Source organism: Dellaglioa sp. CoH-57-MRSF-20 (assembly GCF_056781955.1).
The window spans coordinates 330331-348268 of the sequence record NZ_JBXAXV010000001.1 but is presented as its reverse complement, the minus strand read 5'-3'; the positions used below and the strand labels follow the sequence as shown (position 1 = coordinate 348268).

Genomic DNA, 17938 nt, shown 5'->3' with positions numbered 1-17938 from the left:
ATTTGTCGAAAGACAGATGCCTTTTCTTATGCAAAATTAATTCAATTCGGGTAAAGAAATGCTGGTTATTTTTGAATCCATAACAATTACGTTTAAGGTAGATTGTGAAAAACTATAATCGTTTTCTATTTCTTCTTGTCTTATTATCATTGTTGCATCCTCCTTTCCATACTTTATTTATTACTTCAACACATATCGCGTATTGTCCCACAATATCACTGCTAGTTACGATCACAAACTACTCTACTTTATGCTATCCTATTTTAAAATCGGTTAAAAAAAAGTATATTGCAGGAATCTCTTTTTTAGTTGTTTTTATTTAAATGAACATCTAAGACAAATTTATTATGATTGCTCACAAATCTTGACGTCGAATATTCAAAGGCGCGGCCTTTTTGATCATAAGCGATTTGATCAATTACAAAAATTGGACTATCCAAGGAAACTTCTAAAACTTGACTAGTTTCTTTGTTTGCTGGTTCAGCATAAACCACTCGTCTTGCATCTGTTAACTGTAAGTTCGCGTGACTCCCTAAATAGTCATACACGGATCCTGATAATACCTTTTCATCGATAGGCGCAATTGAGACCGGCATCACTGAGTGCTCAAAACTATAGACCTTTTTATTAATCAATCTAACCCTTTTAATTTCATAAACTGGATCATTAGATAATATTTGTAGATTTTTTTGTTCTATTTCTGTTGGTAATCGGGCATTAAAATGTATTAATTTACTTGATATTTTTTGATCTCGATGTGAATATGTGACACCAACAGGTAAATCTAGAGGCAACATCTCCGTAGATTGACTATCCATTCTTGGTCGCACATACGTCCCTGACCCTTGCTTACTATAAACTAATCCTTCATCAATTAGTAAATTTAATGATTTTTTTAACGTTAATCTAGAAACTTGGTATTTTTCGGTTAATATTTCTTGAGTTGGCAGTAAAGCCCCGGCACGATAATGATTTGTTAAAATATCTCGTTTAATATCTGAGTATATTTCTCGATATCTGTACATTTGTCTACCTCATTTCTATACATTTGTATATACATATTATATTATATAATTTAATTTGTAAACACGTTTCATTTAAATATGTATTTACAAATTAAAAAGATGTTGTTATACTTTGTTTATAGAAAGCGCTTTCTATAAACAAAATTAAAAGGAGTCTTTATTATGCATTTTAACTTAGAAAAAATCCAGGGGCCACTCTTAAAAGTTTCAGCATGGGTTGAAAGAAATACCATTTTACAAGCTATTAAGAATGCCTTTGTTAGAACAATTCCGTTTACTGTTGTCGGATCATTCTCAAATCTAATCAAAATGGAACTTGATGCATTAATTAAAGCAAAAGATATTCATAATGTCATTTTAACAAGTATTAGTGACTTATTCGGCTACATTGGTACTGCTACTCTTGGTATTGTTGCACTAATCGTTGTTTTTTCATCAGCATACTCGTATGCAATGGAATTAAAAAAGGACGAAAAAAATAAAGGTTTAAATCCAATTATTGCCACATTATTGGCATTCGCAGCATACTTCGTCATGATTCCTAATAACGTTAACTTTTTGGATAGCAAAGCTAAAGTTGTTGAAGGTTTTTCAACTTCATTCTTTAGTTATGAAGGTATGTTTACAGCCTTAATTGTTGGAATGCTTGCCGTTTCGTTGTTCGCTCGATTCGCAAGAAGTAAGTTCACGATTAAAATGCCTGGTAACGTACCACAAAATGTTTTCGATTCATTTTTCTCATTAATTCCAATTTCCGAAGTACTTATTATTTTTGGTATCGTAAGAATTACAATACAGTCACTTGGCTATGTTTCATTAGTACAAATGATTGCTGATATTGTTATCTCACCAATGTTAAGCGTTGGTGTTGGGCTTCCAGCTATTATTATTGTTATTTTATTAGAACAAATCCTTTGGTTCCTTGGTTTACATGGTTTCAATATCGTCTGGGGCGTTATTTCAGCCTTCTGGTTACCACTATTCCTTAAAAACGTTGCAAAATTTGCTGAAACTCAAAGTTTTGCTGATATTTCAATTTCACCTAATACAATGACAAATGTTTACGCCATGATTGGTGGTTCTGGTGCAACATTTGGTTTAATTATTGCAATGCTGATTTTCACAAATAAAGGTGAAAAAGAGCGAGAAGTTGCAAAACTAGGTTTCATTCCAAGTTGTTTTGGTATTAATGAACCTGTTATTTTCGGTTTACCTATTGTTTTAAATCCACTAATGTTCATTCCATGGATTGTTGTACCTGTCACAAATGCAATTATTGCATATGTTGTAACTTCAATCGGTTGGGTTGTACCTCTTGTAGTTTTAAATTCTGGTAATGAACCTATTTTCATTAGCACTTGGGTATTAGGTGCATTCCATCTAAGCCCAGTCGTTTTAACTGCTGTTTTAGTTGTCTTAGATACTGCACTATATGCTCCATTTGTTATTATCAACCAACGCCATGAACGTGCAGAAGCAAGAAAATTGGATGCAGACATGGTTACAGAATAATCTGAATTTAATTCAAGAGAAGAAAGGGTGTTTCATTTGAAACAGATTCATGCAATCGCACATACTCATTGGGATTTTGAATGGTATTTTACACGTCAAGAGGCTCGAATTCAATTTGCCTTCCATATGGACGAAGCTTTTGAGGCATTATCTAAAAATGAACTAGATTATTATCTATTAGATGGACAGATGTCAATTATTGATGATTATCTAAATACAGCTCCAGAAAAAGAAGATCTTATCAAAAAATATGTTTCTATGGGTCGTTTACTCATTGGACCTTGGTATACTCAAATTGATGAAATGGTTACTTCTGGAGAATCTATTGTTCGCAATATCAGAATTGGATCAAAGCTAGCTGACAATTTAGGTGGCGTAATGAAAGTTGGGTATCTCCCAGATTCATTTGGACAAGGACAAGATATGCCAAAAATATATAATGGATTTGGTATTAATAGCACCGTTTTCTGGCGTGGGTTCCCTACAGAAAACGATTCCCGCTATTTTTACTGGACAAGTAATGACTCCTCCAAAGTTTTAGTTGCTAATATTAAAAATGGCTATTATGCAGGTGTAGATTTAGTTGAAAATGATAACTTTTTCGATTTAACGGAGAAAATCTCAACGAATACTACATCTGACAATCTTGTTTTACCAATTGGTGGCGACCAGCGAGCTATCGATCATAATTTAAAAGATAGACTTGCAACTGCTAATAGTGTTCTTTTACAATCTGATTCTGTTATTCAAGAAAGTACGTATCCAAAATTTTTTGATGCATTAGCTAAGGAGTCCAATTTACCATCATTTAATGGAGAATTCATTGATCCATCAGATTCTAAAATACATCGAGGAATCTATTCTTCTCGTTACGATTTAAAACAGCTTTACGATAAATTAGAACGGAGAATGACTTATGAAGTCGAGCCTTTAATGGCTATTGCTACACATCAGGGTATATCTGAAAAGCAAGGTTTAATTGATGATATTTGGAAGACTATTGCCCGTGGACAAGCTCATGATAGTTCCGGTGGCTGTAACAGTGATAAAACAAATCAAGATATCTTACATCGTGGAATTGTGGCAGATCAATTATCTCTTTCACTCAAAGATTATCTACTTCGTAAACTAAGTATTTCTATTTCAGATAAAAAACAATTAAATTTATTTGCTTGGAATCCACTTCCTTTACCAGTTAATGAAATTCGTGAATTCGAAGTTAGTACTTCTTTTGCTAATTTTAATCTTAAAACAATAGACGGCATTGATGTTCCTTTTGATATTATTTATCAAAAGGAAGAAAATGCAGCAGTTTTACGCCGTGATCAAACTGAAATGACTGATGATTTTTATTATATTACTAAAATTGCTTTTAAAACGATCATATCAGCTACAGATTGGACTGGCTACTGCATTCAGTCCGTCTCTGAAAACAACCCAGTAAATACATTAGAAGTATCTACTGATATTCAAAATGATTTCTACAAAATTTCTTTTGATGACGGGCAATTAAATCTTAAAACAAAGTTTGATAATCACTCATATTCTAATTTTATGACAATTGAAGATAGCGGTGATGAGGGTGATACGTATGACTACTCTCCTGCATTCAAAGATTGGTTATTAACTTTAGATTTTTCAAAATCTGATTCAATAACATTTAAATCAGGAAAATTATATCAAATTATGTCAATTACTGGTTCGTGGACCTTACCAATCAACTTAGAGGAGCGTGCACTAAAAACTAAAACTGGTCGATTAAATTATCAATTAACATTAACATTAACAAAAAATTCTAACGTTATTAAATTTAAGATGCACATTGATAATACTATTCTTGATCATCGTATGCGACTTATTTTAAATACACAATTAACGAATGTCGTTAGCTCGTTCGCAGATACCCCATTTGGTATCATTGAACGTCCTACTGAAGACAAACACCTTAAAGACTGGGAACAAATTGGTTATAAGGAAGAACCAACAAGTATGCGACCAATGATTCATTTCGCTAATTCACATAATAAAGAAGTAAGTTGGTCTTTTCTAACCTTAGGTACGAAAGATTTTCAATTAATTGATAAATCTTTTGATAAATTAGCGATTACATTGTTTAGAGGAGTAGGTTTCTTAGGACGTCCTGACTTAATGCGCCGTCCCTCAGATGCTTCAGGTCTACAAACAAAAATTGTATCAACTCCGGATAGTCAATTAAATAAAGAATTAATATTTGAAGGTGGGCTAGTTGTTGAAGCTGACTTCAAGCCTATTGAACTTCAAAATAAGCATCGCCAATTAAGTCAAAATGAACTTTTCTATCAAGATCAAATAATAAATCGCTTCTCAACACCTTTACAATATTTCATGATGAATCCAGCAAAGACTAACGTTAATCACAATTCAATTATGTCCGTTCAAAATTTAAAGGTCATTATGAGTAGTTTTTCAATATCAGATGATAAAACTGGATTTGAACTTCGTCTTTATAATCCAACTGATAACGTTATCAATCAACCTGGCAATCTCTCATTAAATACTACTTGTAACATTGCTGAACTCGATTTAAATGGTAAAGTTAGCCATTTCATTAATTCAAAAGTTACCACCGTTGATTTACTATCGTTTGGTCCAGGAGAAATTAGAACTTACGGTATCTTTCCAATTAAATAAGTAATTATGATAACTTACGATTTGAGGTATTTAAATGATAAATCAAGAAAAACTAATTAAACAAGTTACGGATTATTCAGAAACAATTTCACTTTCTTCAAAAAAATCTACTGCATTATTTCGTAATGTATTCATTGATACACTAACAAATACGGTTAAAGTACAAAATGATTCAGATATATTCATTGCTACAGGAGATATTCCTGCCATGTGGCTCAGAGATTCGACATTTCAGATACTACCTTATCTTTCACTAACAGATAAGATTCCAGAAATAACATATCTCATCCATGGCGTTATTAATCAACAACTTGCCTATATTAAACATGATCCTTATGCAAATGCATTTAACGAAACTAGTTCTGGTGCACACTACACAGTTGATAAATCAAATATTCCAATATCTGATCTCGTTTGGGAGAGAAAATTTGAAATTGATTCATTATGCGCCCCTATCCATTTGGCATCAGAACTTTATCAAAAATCTGGATATTCAAAACATTTAGACAGTAACTTTTGGCAAACTGTAAAGTTAATTGTGGATACCTTTATTACGGAACAACATCATGAAACTTCCGATTATATTTTTAATCGTTCTAATGGTCCCTCAACAGACACATTGAGTCATGGTGGTAAAGGTGCACCAATTGGGTATACAGGTATGGTTTGGAGTGGTTTCCGCCCAAGTGATGATGCCTGCTTATATGGTTATCATATTCCAGGTAATTGCTATATCATTTGTGTCCTAGATGAGTTGCTTACCTTATCTAAAACACAACCAGCTCCAGTCGAGCTACTTAAAAGAATAAGTCGTCTCCGATCTGAAGTTGAATCTGGAATTGAAAATTTTGGAATCGTATCAGCTCCAAATTCTAATGAAACTATTTTTGCCTATGAGGTTGATGGCTTAGGTAATATCAATTTAATGGACGATGCTAACGTACCTAGTCTATTATCTCTCCCATTTATTGGTTATATTTCACCTGATGACTCTATCTACCAAAAAACGCGTAAATTTATTCTGAGTGATCAAAATCCCTATTATTACTCGGGAAAATATTTAAAAGGGATTGGCAGTCCTCATACACCAAAGGAATATATTTGGCCGATTTCGTTAGCGATGGAGGGATTAACATCAAATAATCCGGAAATTATGCAAAATAATTTAGATATCATTAGTCAAACCGATGATGACACATTACAATGTCATGAAGGAATTAACGTTAATGACCCAAGTCAATTTACTAGAGACTGGTTTTCTTGGGCAAATATGACTTACTGTCAACTTGCTTTACGATATCTGAATATTTAATAATATAGTTAATTTAGAGTAGAGAAATCTACTCTTTTTTTAGGCTTATAACTAATTCAAATCAAAAAAATATTATCATTGAGTATGATAATATTTTTTAAGTATCTCTATTAATTCTTGTTCAACGCCAAGTACATCACTATCCGTCCCTAATCCAGTGATAATATATGTCTCCAGTGCTGAATTCAAATAATTTTTGCTCATAAAATTTGTAATAACTAAATCATAATTCTTAGTAGACTCGTAAACATCTATGTTGACTCGTAAATTAATATTTAATTCCCGACTGGCGTACATCATAAACATTTCCTTAACGCGCTCCTCAGTATTTAAATCCACACCTACCGTTAATAATTTTTCTTTTGCCAATAAACGCGCATTAAAAATTGACATAATCGTCTTGATAAATGAGTCACCATACCTTGAATAAAAGGCATACCATTCGGGATCGCCCTTCGATTCTTCAATCATTGCACTCATGGCATTTTTTACATTTTTAAGAACTAACTCATTATCTTTTCTAAGGCGATAATCTTCCATCATATCTGTACTAGCAGATTTTAAAACGCCGTGAAATAAAAAGGCTTCTGTACAAATTGGATATAAAGACTCACTTAAATCGCCTCCAGCAACCTGAATACCTAAGCTATTCTCAAAGCCATTTTCTAAAAATTCAACAGCTTGTTGCAATTTATTATTATTTTTACGATTAACGGCCACGAAATCATGGGCAACAAAGGTGCTCCATGGTACTGGCACAAAAGCCGTGGTCCAAGCGTAAAGTAGTGCACTTTCAAAATGAATATCAACTTTATGCTTAAACTCTTTAACAATTTCGCCAAATTCTTCTTCAACGCTATCGAACAAAGAATTATTTTTTATCATGTCTTCTAAAACAACTGAAATACTACGATTATCTTGATCGTTAACCATCATTCGTTGACTTGTTACTTTTAACCAAAGCTTTACTCTAACTAAACTACTATCATTCACATTAAAATCAAAATATTCCTCAAACCGTTGGATGACTGCCATAATAATGCCATTTTCACTTGATTGTTCGAATTTAAAATCAATTCCTAAAAACAATGAATAATAAAAAAAGCGAATTTGACTTTCGTTACCTAACATCACACCATGAGAAATTTTCACATGAAATTCTTCTAAAAGAGAATTTAATCGCTTAATCCTTCTAAAAATAGAAGCCTCACTGACATTTAATTTAGTATCTAGATTCTCAACTTTTGCATTACCTTTAGTATAAAAGGCCATTAAAATCTGATAATTTATCGATTTTTTTATATACCGATAAATCGTTTGATTAAAATTCATTTCGCCTTTACCTAATAATTGGACGTTATTTTTTGTAATAATCATGTAGGGTTCATCCCCGGAATTTAAATCTTTATCCAATTGTTGTAAAGCAACTTTTACAGCCGTTTCAGAAACATTTAATTGCTCACGTAATCGTTTTCTTGATAAACCAGTTTCGTTCAAAGCTAATATTTAAATAATTTCGCAAATTAGCCATTCTTGTTTATCGAGAATGTTTTTCTTGTACAAATGCTTACCTCCGAGTATTTCCAATCATTAACATAAATATTTTTTTGAGTTAAATTTTTATCCCCAATACCATACTTAAAAAATAACTTATTCCCCAGAATTATTATCCTCTTTATGTTAACATTTAACCTATTTCATGTCATTTTTTATTCTAATTTCTCTCCAAATACTAACGATATCTTATCTATCATTTAACTTGACATCTAAGTTAAATTAATTCAATTTCCTACTAAAATAACCCTTAACCAGGAAAGTTTCTTGGTTAAGATCTATTATTTGAAGATGACGATCTACCATGGACAATTCTAATTTATTACTATCCAATTTAAAGTTATCGAAAAATTTAAAACCTAAAATAATTGAAATTAATTTAACTAAAGAATACAAAGACAGAAAAATTGTGCATTCTATAAAAAAATAACATAATCCATTATTAATCATTATCATTTATAATTGAATAATTCTAAGAATTGATTTTGATAATTTCTCACGTTTCTCATCTGTTAACGTACTAAAATATTGTAATAATTCTAAAGTAGGTATATCCGAAAACTGTTGCCTACTAAAGAAGTCTGACAATTCCAATTCTAGCGCACTGGCAATATCAGATAATTTATTAATACTGATATTAGCAACGTCCCCTCGTTCAATTCTAGAAATCAAACTAATAGAAACGTTAGACTTTTCAGCAAGCTGCTCAATTGTTAGACTAAGTGCCTTACGTTTTTTTCGAATTAACTGACTTATCGTTTTAACCATTAACTTTCTCCAATCACGAATCTTATTTTACAATAAGTGAAATCAAAGAAAGCTTAAAGATTTTTAAAAACGTTAATTTTAGCAAAAAGCATATTATTATACTTGTTATCATTATAATAAGAATTATATAAACCATATTTAAGTGATCTAAATTTGATTTTTACTAGCATATGAAATGGTACCATATTACTCAAAAGTGCTGCCTAAATCTAGTAATTAAAATAATTGTTACAAAAAAAGTTATCAACTTAATGATAACTTTTCATTTTGTTTATAATTAATCGTTTAAGTTATAACGTAATTTCATTTGTTCGGAACCAGATATAACCATTTCACCTAACAATTGTGTTTGACGTTTTAATGATTCTGTAGCTAACTTATTATTCATTTCTTCTAAAAATGCTGTGATATTTGCTTGTGAACTAACTGCCTTATCAGCAACATTTTGAATTTCATGGTAAGCACTCATTGCTTCAAGTTCAAATGTATTTCGCATATCTACGTAGAAGTCATAATTCGTATCGCCCAACAATGCAGTTGTACAACTGAGCCAATACATATTATTTAAATCAAATTCACCTGTCGCATTTTTATATGATTCTGGTGTGTCATTAACGTTCGCATAGAATGGCACAATTGTATTAAACGTATTTGCACCATAAGCTAACCAGTGAATCCCAGCAATCTCATCAGGTACATCATTACGAACTTGTAATAAATGTACATTATGATTACGGTTAATCCCAATTGGACGGAATCGTGTTTTAATATCTTCTGGCGCACTACCATAAGGATCGTATTCCGTATTTTCAAAATGTGCACTCAAAACAAATTTAACATCTTCAATTGAAATTTTACGATTTGCATGACAAATGAAAGGTAAGTCTTGATCCATTGGATCTTGAATAATTTCAGGATTGAAATATTGTTGACCGTACCATGTACGGGGATTATTGTAGACCGTATCTTTAATTGATGCACTACCAAAGATATGACGTAAATTGTAACCCTCAAAATCAGGATTTAACTTATTATTATCAATTAAGACTTTTAAATCTTCAGAACAAAGTGTGTCTTCTGAATCAAAATCAAACATATCAATATTTCGACGGTTAGGTGCAACAACATAAGCGTCATCCGGAATACGAACAGCTGCCCAATGATGGCCACCGATTGTTTCAAGCCACCAAACACTATCATTATCGGAAAATGCGATACCATTTGGTTCATATGTGCCATGTGTTAAGAGTAAATCGCCTAAACGTTCAACCCCTTCTTTAGCACTATGAATATATGGTAAGACGAGCGTTACAAGATCTTCTTCACCAATTCCACCAGCAGCATAAGGATCAAGCCCTTGAATACGTGGATTACTTGTAATTGTTTCTGTAGCAGACATCGTTACATTATCACTATTGATACCCGCTGCAGGCCAAATTCCGTTTGTTAAAAGTGAGTTTGGAATTGAGGTATAACGCATTGGATTATCTGGTAATTCTACCTTTACACCACTAATAACAGATTGATAATTACGTGGTTGATCTTCAGGTTGTACAACAACAAAACGTTGTGGATCTAAAGCTTCATGCCCATCATCATTTCGAGAAATCATTGTTGAACCGTCGATTGAAGCATTTTTACCAACTAAAATTGATGTACAAGAACCTTGAACTCTTTTTGTCATTTTCCACACACTCCTTATTGATTTTATACTAATAGTATAGCGGTTTTAGCGGTAAATTAAAAGCAGTCTTAACCCCATTTTTGGCGTTAAGACTGGCTCTACAATTTCGTTGACTAAAACTAATTGAAAGCGGTGAAAGGTATGTCCCATACCTGTATTATACAAAATTTGCGCAAGACCTATAATTTGAATAATTTTGTCATAAAGATATTAAAATCATATGAAAAGGAAAATGATATTGACTGTGACGCTACGGTACATCATATACTGACGGTAGTATACATTTTAAATAACAAAAATTATTGATGAATTTAACTGTCCTAGTTGTTTATTCACCTATCTTTGCGTAAATATTTAGGACGTATGGCTACCAACCTTATAAATAACAGAATACTCTGGTGAAAACATGAATTTATCTGAATTAGTACTATACGCCAAGGAAAAATATAATATTATCGAACAATACAAATGGCCTAAATTCCCTAGTTTTTCGGTGTTGGTAGATCCCAGCACAAATAAATGGGTGGCTGTTTTGATGCGTCAAAAAAACGCTACTTCTGGTGATAATATCGAGCGTTGTGACATCAAATACGCACAGGAAATACCAACTGATATTTTACCGTCTTACCTTTCGTCACCTTTTCGAATGCGCGGTCCGAAGTGGTTAGGCGTCCATTTTGACGACAGCACAGACCCAGATGTTATATATCGTATTTTTGATAATGCACTTGAAAAGAACGAACAAAGCGGTAATACGATTGTTCTAAACGCCGAACCTGAACCTATACAACAGCAACAATACCACGCGGTTCCTCTGACGTTTAAGGGAATGACTTCTGATGTCAAAGAAAATAAAATTCCTGAAAAAATGATAAAAATGAGCCAACTCTATGCTTACGGTGATAACTCTTTCAAGCAAAAATGCCGGAATTTTTATGTCCAAGGACAATTTATGGCCGACTACGAAGATGTTTTCTCCTACAATGTCGACATACACCGCTACTTTACAACCTACCATGATCTTGGTTTGAAACAATTACGCGGCTATTTTAGTTGGCGAACAAACATCCGAAAAGGCATTTATAAAAAAATCACGACCTCACTTGCATACCTATATTTGTATGAGTTGGTTAATGGCATAGGCACATCATCCGTGATAGACAGCCTACAAAAAATAAAAGCATTTGAAATCAATTATCTGGACTCCGGTATTGGAGATAATCGTATACGCTTAAACAGCCATAAATGGTTGTTTGAACTAGCAGTAATAAATGGTATAGAACCAGACACGACGTATCAGTACGCTGATACCGAAAAATTACAAAGAGATAATGCAATCATGATTTTAGGTGATCCAGAAAAGCATGAAGACAAAGCAGTATTTGATGCGCTTTGTCTTTTTGGAAGACATAAAATTTTGGCATCAGCTGTCCTTAAAAAACATGAAAAACACGGCACACAGTTATTCGCTCAAGTGTGGCGAACAGCTATAAAAATGGATAATAACTTATTTTCTGCGTGCTTTGGCACAATACATTCTCATCTTTGGTACCCTCTAGGCAACGCCGTATATTACCAAGTAACGCCACAACAGCCACTTATATACAAGTTGAATGATATCCGAAAATATACCTACAAAGATAATGCGTGGTACGAACAGAGTTACCAAAAATTTAACTTTCATCAAGAAAAGTTAGATGGTCTTTTGCGTGAAACAGATCGTATGTTACGACTTTATTTAAAAACTGGTTATCCTTTAAAAGCACGAGATGCAGAAACCTGGGCAGCACCGTACGTTAAAACTGTCATTGCAGCTGACCGTGATTCTCGTTTGAAAGCAGATAAGCCTAAGGTTACCATTCAATTTTCAAATTTAGATAAAATTAGAAGCGATGCGTTTGAAACACGAGACAGTTTGTTAACTGACGAAGAAAAAGATACTTCTGAAAACGTATTACCAAAGCATAATAACATATTGCCATCCACTGAACAGACTGGCCTCGAAAAAATACCTGTTATTGATTCAGAGCCTACGCTGTCACTAAGCAAGACCCAGTTAGAATTATTAAGCTTATTAGTTCGAGGCGAATCTGTCACAGACATGATCCGTGATATGCATGGCATGCCTGAAGTGATTACCGACACGTTAAATGAAACGCTTTTTGATGACATCGGCGACTCAGCTCTACAATGTGACGGCGATACCATCTTTCTTATTGAAGACTATCGGGACGATTTAATTGAAATAATTAGGAGAAATATGAAATGACAAAACAAACTCAAAAAGTACCAAAGCGCATTGCACAAACAGTATTAAATTCCTTAAAGGGTGGTGTTGTCCCTAGAATTGGACTACCTTACGTTACGGTGGGTAGAAAAAATGAAATTCAGGCACTTTTACACGATGTCGATATCATATCAGAAGGCGGTGCATCTTTTCGCTTCGTTGTTGGTAGATATGGCTCAGGTAAAAGTTTTCTGATGCAAACGATTCGTAATTACGTGATGAACAGTGGCTTTATTGTTGTCGATGCAGATTTATCACCAGAACGACGTCTTCAAGGATCAAAAGGTCAAGGTCTTGCAACCTATCGCGAATTAATTAGTAATCTATCTACAAAAACAAAACCTGAAGGTGGTGCACTTAACTTAATTTTGGATCGTTGGATTAGCAGCGTTCAAACAAAAGCAGCCAGCGACAGTGGCCTAACCCCAGGTGATCCTCGGTTGACTGCGATGGTAGATCAAAATATTTACACAGTCACTTCCTCAGTCAGTGAACTTGTATACGGCTTTGAATTTGCTAAATTACTTTCTTCCTATTATCATGCCTATGTCAACGCCGACGATGAACTGAAAGCAAAAGTCATCCGCTGGTTCCGTGGGGAATATGCTTTAAAACGTGAAGCCAAAAAGGACTTAGATATTAATATTATTATTACAGATGATAATTGGTATGAATATTTAAAACTTTTCGCTGCTTTCTTTAGATTAGCTGGTTATTCTGGCATGCTAATTATGATTGACGAGCTGGTAAATATCTATAAGATTCCAAATAGTATCACGCGTCAATATAATTATGAAAAACTGTTAACGATGTACAATGACACACTGCAAGGTAAAGCTAAATATCTTGGTATCATCATGGGAACTACTCCACAAGCTATAGAAGATAAACGTCGCGGTGTTTATAGTTATGAGGCCCTGCGTTCTCGTCTAGCTGAAGGTAAGTTTTCAAAACCAGGCGCTAGAGATTTGTTGGCCCCGGTCATCAAGTTAGAACCATTAACAGCTGAAGAGATGCTAATTCTATGTGAAAAGTTGGCTATTATGCATGCAGATCTCTATAGTTATGAAAAAAAGATGACAGACGATAACCTCGCCACCTTTATCCGAATTGAATATGAACGCATCGGAGCAGATTTAAATATTACCCCACGCGAGATTATCCGTGATTTCATTGAGGTATTAGACATTTTATATCAAAATCCAAATCTATCCATTGACACAATATTTGATTCTGATGAGTTTTCTTATGCCAAATCAGAGGCTGTTTCTAACAAAGTGGCTGACAATTTTTCTGAATTTACAATTTGAGAGGTATTCACATGGATATATATAACCGATATGCGCCTTTTATTCAAGACTACATTTACCGGTCTGGCTGGCGAACCCTGCGCGCTGTTCAAAATGCGGCCGGAGATGCCATTTTTAACACAGATAAGAATGTTCTTTTAACGGCATCTACTGCTTCTGGGAAAACGGAAGCTGCTTTTTTCCCTATTCTAAGCCTACTTGATGAACAACCATCAAGCTCAGTTGGAGTACTGTATATTGCCCCCTTAAAGGCTTTGATCAATGACCAATTTGGTCGATTAAATGAGCTTTGTGAAGAAGCTGATATTCCAGTCACACGTTGGCATGGGGATGCCCCTCGAAGTCAAAAGCAAAAATTACTACGCAAACCAGCCGGTATTTTACAAATTACACCGGAGTCCTTAGAGGCTTTGATGATAAACAAGTCTATGGAAATCCCTGCCCTTTTTGGTGATTTACGCTTTATTGTCATTGATGAGATACATTCACTTTTACGTTCGGATCGTGGTGGACAAACCTTTTCGCTAATTGAACGCCTCTGTCGACTATCGGGCAGTAATCCAAGACGAATAGGATTATCAGCTACAATCGGAAATCCAAAAGCAGCGGGTAAATTTCTTGCCGCAGGTAGTGGCAGAGAAACTATCATCCCAAAGTTTGACGGTGGAAAAGAAGTATGGCGACTGTCAATCGAACACTTTTTTAATTCAGAACCACAAGCTAACGAGACGATAAATAGCGTGATAACAGCCCCACCTACCTCTGCTTTAGAACCTGCCACAGATAAAGCTCCAAAGGCAGCAAATCCAGGTATAGGCTATATTTTTGAACATACACGTGGCAAAAAATGCCTCATTTTTACTAACTCGCGAGAAGAGTGTGAATTAGTCTGTCAAAATTTACGGCAGTACTGTGAAGTCAACAACGAACCGGATCGTTTTCTTATTCATCACGGAAACCTTTCAACAGCCTATCGAGAAAGTGCTGAAGAAGCCATGAAAGATGCTGATTCTCTCATGAGCGTCTGTGCCACCGCAACACTAGAACTTGGTATCGACATTGGTAGACTAGAACGCGCCTTTCAGCTAGATGCACCATTTACGGTTTCCGGATTTTTACAGCGTATGGGCAGAACCGGCAGAAGAGGTGACCCTTCTGAAATGTGGTTTGTTATGCGCGAAGACCACCCAGAAGCTCGTGCTATGCTACCAGATTTGGTGCCCTGGTACCTTATTCAGGGTATCGCTCTCGTACAATTATATATCGAAGAACGTTTTGTAGAACCACCCAAAACAGACAAATTGCCTTTTTCCCTGCTTTATCACCAAACAATGAGTACATTGGCATCATCTGGCGAAATGACACTTGCTGAACTTGCTTCACGCGTCCTAACGCTTTCTGCTTTTCATCGAATTAATCAAGAGGACTTCGGAACTTTACTGCGTCATCTGATCACAATCGATCATATCAATCGTACCGAAAATGGCGGTGTAATTGTTGGTCTTGCTGGTGAACGTATTGTTAACAACTACAAATTTTATGGGGTCTTTCAAGAAAACATCGAATATACAGTCCGTGCAGGATCAGAAGAGTTAGGTACAATTGTCAAGCCACCACCAGTCAGTGACAAGATTGCCATAGCAGGACGTGTATGGGTTGTCGATGAAGTTGATCACAAACGTCGTGAGGTATACTGTACGCTCGTTAAAGGTAACAAACCAGCCTACTTTGGAGATGTCGCTGGGGATATTCACACCAGAATCCTAGAACGTATGCACGATGTCCTTGCAGAGCAAAAAGACTATTCCTACTTAATGCCACAAGCTAGAGGCCGTCTAGCAGAAGCCAGAGAAACGTTTAAAAAGGCAGAAATGGCTAATCGTCCACTGGTTCATCTTGGTGGCAAAATGTGGGCATTGTTTCCATGGCTTGGCAGTTACGCGTTCCTTGCGCTTGAGCGGTTTCTGAAAATCCGTTGTGGTAAACGTCTTGGGTTGAAAGGCATGAATTCATCACGACCATATTACCTACAATTTACCATGTCTGTCAGTGAAGCAGAATTTTATAAAATCGTAGCAGAAGAAGCAGCTACCGATTTTGATCCTTTGGCATTGGTATATGAAAAAGAAGTGCCTGTTTTTGAAAAATATGATGAATATGTACCAGAAGAATTAATTCGTAAAGGATTTGCAAACGGTATCTTAGATCTCAAAGGAATGCAAAATCGCGTGCTTAGTTGGCAAAAACATCTCTAAACAGAGATTCTAAAGTATCAATGTGATAATAAACTAATTAGTTATCTACTTCAACAACGCTACTAAATCATCCGGCACATGACGTGGTCCTCTGATAGAGGTCGCGCCATGTTTTTTTAATTTCTCTAAGGTAAATGCTTGCTCATCATACGTTGTTATCAAATGTAAATGCATCATATACTTCATCGAAATATGCTTATCATGATGCGGATAAGCATCCTTGGCTTTGACAACTAAACATTTATAAATGATCGCTTAAATTGGCGCCGTAACAGACACACAAACAACATCATTTTCTTTAATATATATGTATAAAAAAGAAGGCTCGCATTACGAGCCTTCTTTTTTTGAAAACTTGAAAGTTTCCGAGACTATTCAAATTAAGTTCATCACATTTTTCCTAGTACTAATCATGTCTAATCGCACTGTTCAAATTCTTATGATTAAAAAAATAGATACTAAAAGCTACTGGAACAATTAAAATCATAACTGGAAAAAGTAATTTTATTGGTAAAATATTTGTAATAATGCCACCTAGAATTGGTCCTAAAGACATTCCTATGTCACTCCCCAAATAGTAAGTTGCAGTAGCCAGCCCCTGTTCTTGCAAAGGCGCTAATAATAGAGCTGTAGACTGGCAAACAGAAACCATTGTTCCAAACCCAATGGCCATCAAAGCCGCAGCTAACGCCATCTCTAAATTGTTATGCATTATGGTTAAGAAAAAAAGATAGCCCACAGTCACAATCATACAGATATAAAACCAAACACCAAAGGGAATACTGTCAAAATAGTTTTTTAATAAAATTCGACTAAAAATCAAAACAATTGAATAAATTACAAAAAATAAGCTAACAGTAATATTTAGATTACTTGCTCGAACATACATTACAATGTCAGCCTGGACCGCAAAATATGGAATAGAAATTAAAGCAAAAATTGATGCAACTGGTAATGCACTTCGTTGAATCAGCTTAAAATGTGTCGCTTCCTTACGAACGAAAGATGGCATGGCTCGATTATCAATAAACTGAATTGTGATTACCACGGCAATCGCACTGACAGCGGCCAAAAGAAAAATCATTTTATACCCTACTTTTTGATATATCTCAAGTGACAAAACTGGGGCAACTGCCATAGAAAGAGCGTTTACCAACCCATAATACCCCATCGCCGCACCAACACGTTGGCGCGGCACCAAGAAAGCCAACCAGGTTGCCAAGCATACAGTGCATAAGACAAAACCAACCCCATTAATGACTCTAAAAAAGAATAACCAAGCAGTATTAAAAGAAAACATATATCCAAAATCACTAATGGCACATAGAATACCACCAATAAATGTTAACCCATATTTTGATATTTTATCGGTAAGATTTCCAGCAATAGGTCTTAAAAATAATGAAGTAATACTCATAATACCAACAATTAAACCTGCTAGAGTACTAGTAATACCTAAATGTGTAACATAGCCACTGATTAACGGATTTACCGACTGAATACTAAATTGATAGAAAAAAGTGGCTATCATTACATAAATAACGTCTTTAGAAATAAATGT

At 34.7% G+C, this 17938-nt stretch carries 11 protein-coding genes; 6 read left to right on the top strand and 5 right to left on the bottom strand.

The window, feature by feature from the left end:
• Nucleotides 1-305 precede the first annotated feature (305 nt).
• On the bottom strand, nucleotides 306-1025 hold the full coding sequence (locus tag AC1RPN_RS01595) for a GntR family transcriptional regulator (protein ID WP_481760882.1): 720 nt from the start codon (nucleotides 1023-1025) through the stop codon (nucleotides 306-308).
• Between the two features lie 162 nt (nucleotides 1026-1187).
• Here AC1RPN_RS01595 and AC1RPN_RS01590 point away from each other — a divergent pair, with 162 nt between their 5' ends.
• From AC1RPN_RS01590 to AC1RPN_RS01580, 3 genes are read left to right on the top strand one after another with little or no spacing between them, the layout of a single operon-like run.
• Nucleotides 1188-2537: a PTS sugar transporter subunit IIC gene (locus AC1RPN_RS01590; protein WP_481760883.1), complete on the top strand. Its 1350-nt coding sequence runs from the start codon at nucleotides 1188-1190 to the stop codon at nucleotides 2535-2537.
• 36 nt (nucleotides 2538-2573) lie between these two features.
• A complete protein-coding gene (locus tag AC1RPN_RS01585) occupies nucleotides 2574-5207 on the top strand; it encodes a glycoside hydrolase family 38 N-terminal domain-containing protein (RefSeq protein WP_481760884.1) in 2634 nt (877 codons plus the stop codon).
• Between the two features lie 34 nt (nucleotides 5208-5241).
• Complete coding sequence (locus AC1RPN_RS01580) at nucleotides 5242-6519, top strand: glycoside hydrolase family 125 protein (protein ID WP_481760885.1); 1278 nt, start codon at nucleotides 5242-5244, stop codon at nucleotides 6517-6519.
• A 75-nt stretch (nucleotides 6520-6594) separates the two neighbouring features.
• Here the strand turns inward: AC1RPN_RS01580 and AC1RPN_RS01575 are convergent, their stop codons facing one another.
• The 3 genes from AC1RPN_RS01575 to AC1RPN_RS01565 form a co-directional block, all read right to left on the bottom strand.
• Complete coding sequence (locus AC1RPN_RS01575) at nucleotides 6595-8016, bottom strand: AcpB/EbpR/MafR family transcriptional regulator (protein ID WP_481760886.1); 1422 nt, start codon at nucleotides 8014-8016, stop codon at nucleotides 6595-6597.
• A gap of 513 nt (nucleotides 8017-8529) precedes the next feature.
• Complete coding sequence (locus AC1RPN_RS01570) at nucleotides 8530-8841, bottom strand: helix-turn-helix domain-containing protein (protein WP_481760887.1); 312 nt, start codon at nucleotides 8839-8841, stop codon at nucleotides 8530-8532.
• Between the two features lie 277 nt (nucleotides 8842-9118).
• Nucleotides 9119-10525, bottom strand: a complete 1407-nt coding sequence (locus AC1RPN_RS01565; protein ID WP_481760888.1) for a C69 family dipeptidase — start codon at nucleotides 10523-10525, stop codon at nucleotides 9119-9121.
• Between the two features lie 406 nt (nucleotides 10526-10931).
• Between AC1RPN_RS01565 and AC1RPN_RS01560 the strand changes: the two genes are divergently transcribed.
• Genes AC1RPN_RS01560 through AC1RPN_RS01550 form a run of 3 tightly spaced genes read left to right on the top strand, consistent with a single transcriptional unit; the run spans nucleotide 10932 to nucleotide 16377 of the window.
• Nucleotides 10932-12794 (top strand): TerB N-terminal domain-containing protein, encoded by a 1863-nt coding sequence (locus AC1RPN_RS01560; RefSeq protein ID WP_481760889.1) that lies wholly within the window; start codon nucleotides 10932-10934, stop codon nucleotides 12792-12794.
• Nucleotides 12791-14122, top strand: a complete 1332-nt coding sequence (locus AC1RPN_RS01555; protein WP_481760890.1) for an ATP-binding protein — start codon at nucleotides 12791-12793, stop codon at nucleotides 14120-14122. The genes AC1RPN_RS01560 and AC1RPN_RS01555 overlap by 4 nt, the downstream gene beginning before the upstream one ends.
• A gap of 11 nt (nucleotides 14123-14133) precedes the next feature.
• A complete protein-coding gene (locus tag AC1RPN_RS01550; protein ID WP_481760891.1) occupies nucleotides 14134-16377 on the top strand; it encodes a DEAD/DEAH box helicase in 2244 nt (747 codons plus the stop codon).
• Between the two features lie 406 nt (nucleotides 16378-16783).
• Here the strand turns inward: AC1RPN_RS01550 and AC1RPN_RS01545 are convergent, their stop codons facing one another.
• Nucleotides 16784-17908: an MFS transporter gene (locus AC1RPN_RS01545; RefSeq protein WP_481761137.1), complete on the bottom strand. Its 1125-nt coding sequence runs from the start codon at nucleotides 17906-17908 to the stop codon at nucleotides 16784-16786.
• Between the last annotated feature and the right edge of the window lie 30 nt (nucleotides 17909-17938).

Bases quoted from the DNA above. Each gene is read 5' to 3' on its own strand.
- AC1RPN_RS01560 (WP_481760889.1), top strand. From the start codon at position 10,932: ATGAATTTATCTGAATTAGTACTATACGCCAAGGAAAAATATAATATT.
- AC1RPN_RS01555 (WP_481760890.1), top strand. From the start codon at position 12,791: ATGACAAAACAAACTCAAAAAGTACCAAAGCGCATTGCACAAACAGTA.
- AC1RPN_RS01590 (WP_481760883.1), top strand. From the start codon at position 1,188: ATGCATTTTAACTTAGAAAAAATCCAGGGGCCACTCTTAAAAGTTTCA.
- AC1RPN_RS01545 (WP_481761137.1), bottom strand. From the start codon at position 17,908: ATGATAGCCACTTTTTTCTATCAATTTAGTATTCAGTCGGTAAATCCG.
- AC1RPN_RS01550 (WP_481760891.1), top strand. From the start codon at position 14,134: ATGGATATATATAACCGATATGCGCCTTTTATTCAAGACTACATTTAC.
- AC1RPN_RS01595 (WP_481760882.1), bottom strand. From the start codon at position 1,025: ATGTACAGATATCGAGAAATATACTCAGATATTAAACGAGATATTTTA.
- AC1RPN_RS01565 (WP_481760888.1), bottom strand. From the start codon at position 10,525: ATGACAAAAAGAGTTCAAGGTTCTTGTACATCAATTTTAGTTGGTAAA.
- AC1RPN_RS01580 (WP_481760885.1), top strand. From the start codon at position 5,242: ATGATAAATCAAGAAAAACTAATTAAACAAGTTACGGATTATTCAGAA.
- AC1RPN_RS01570 (WP_481760887.1), bottom strand. From the start codon at position 8,841: ATGGTTAAAACGATAAGTCAGTTAATTCGAAAAAAACGTAAGGCACTT.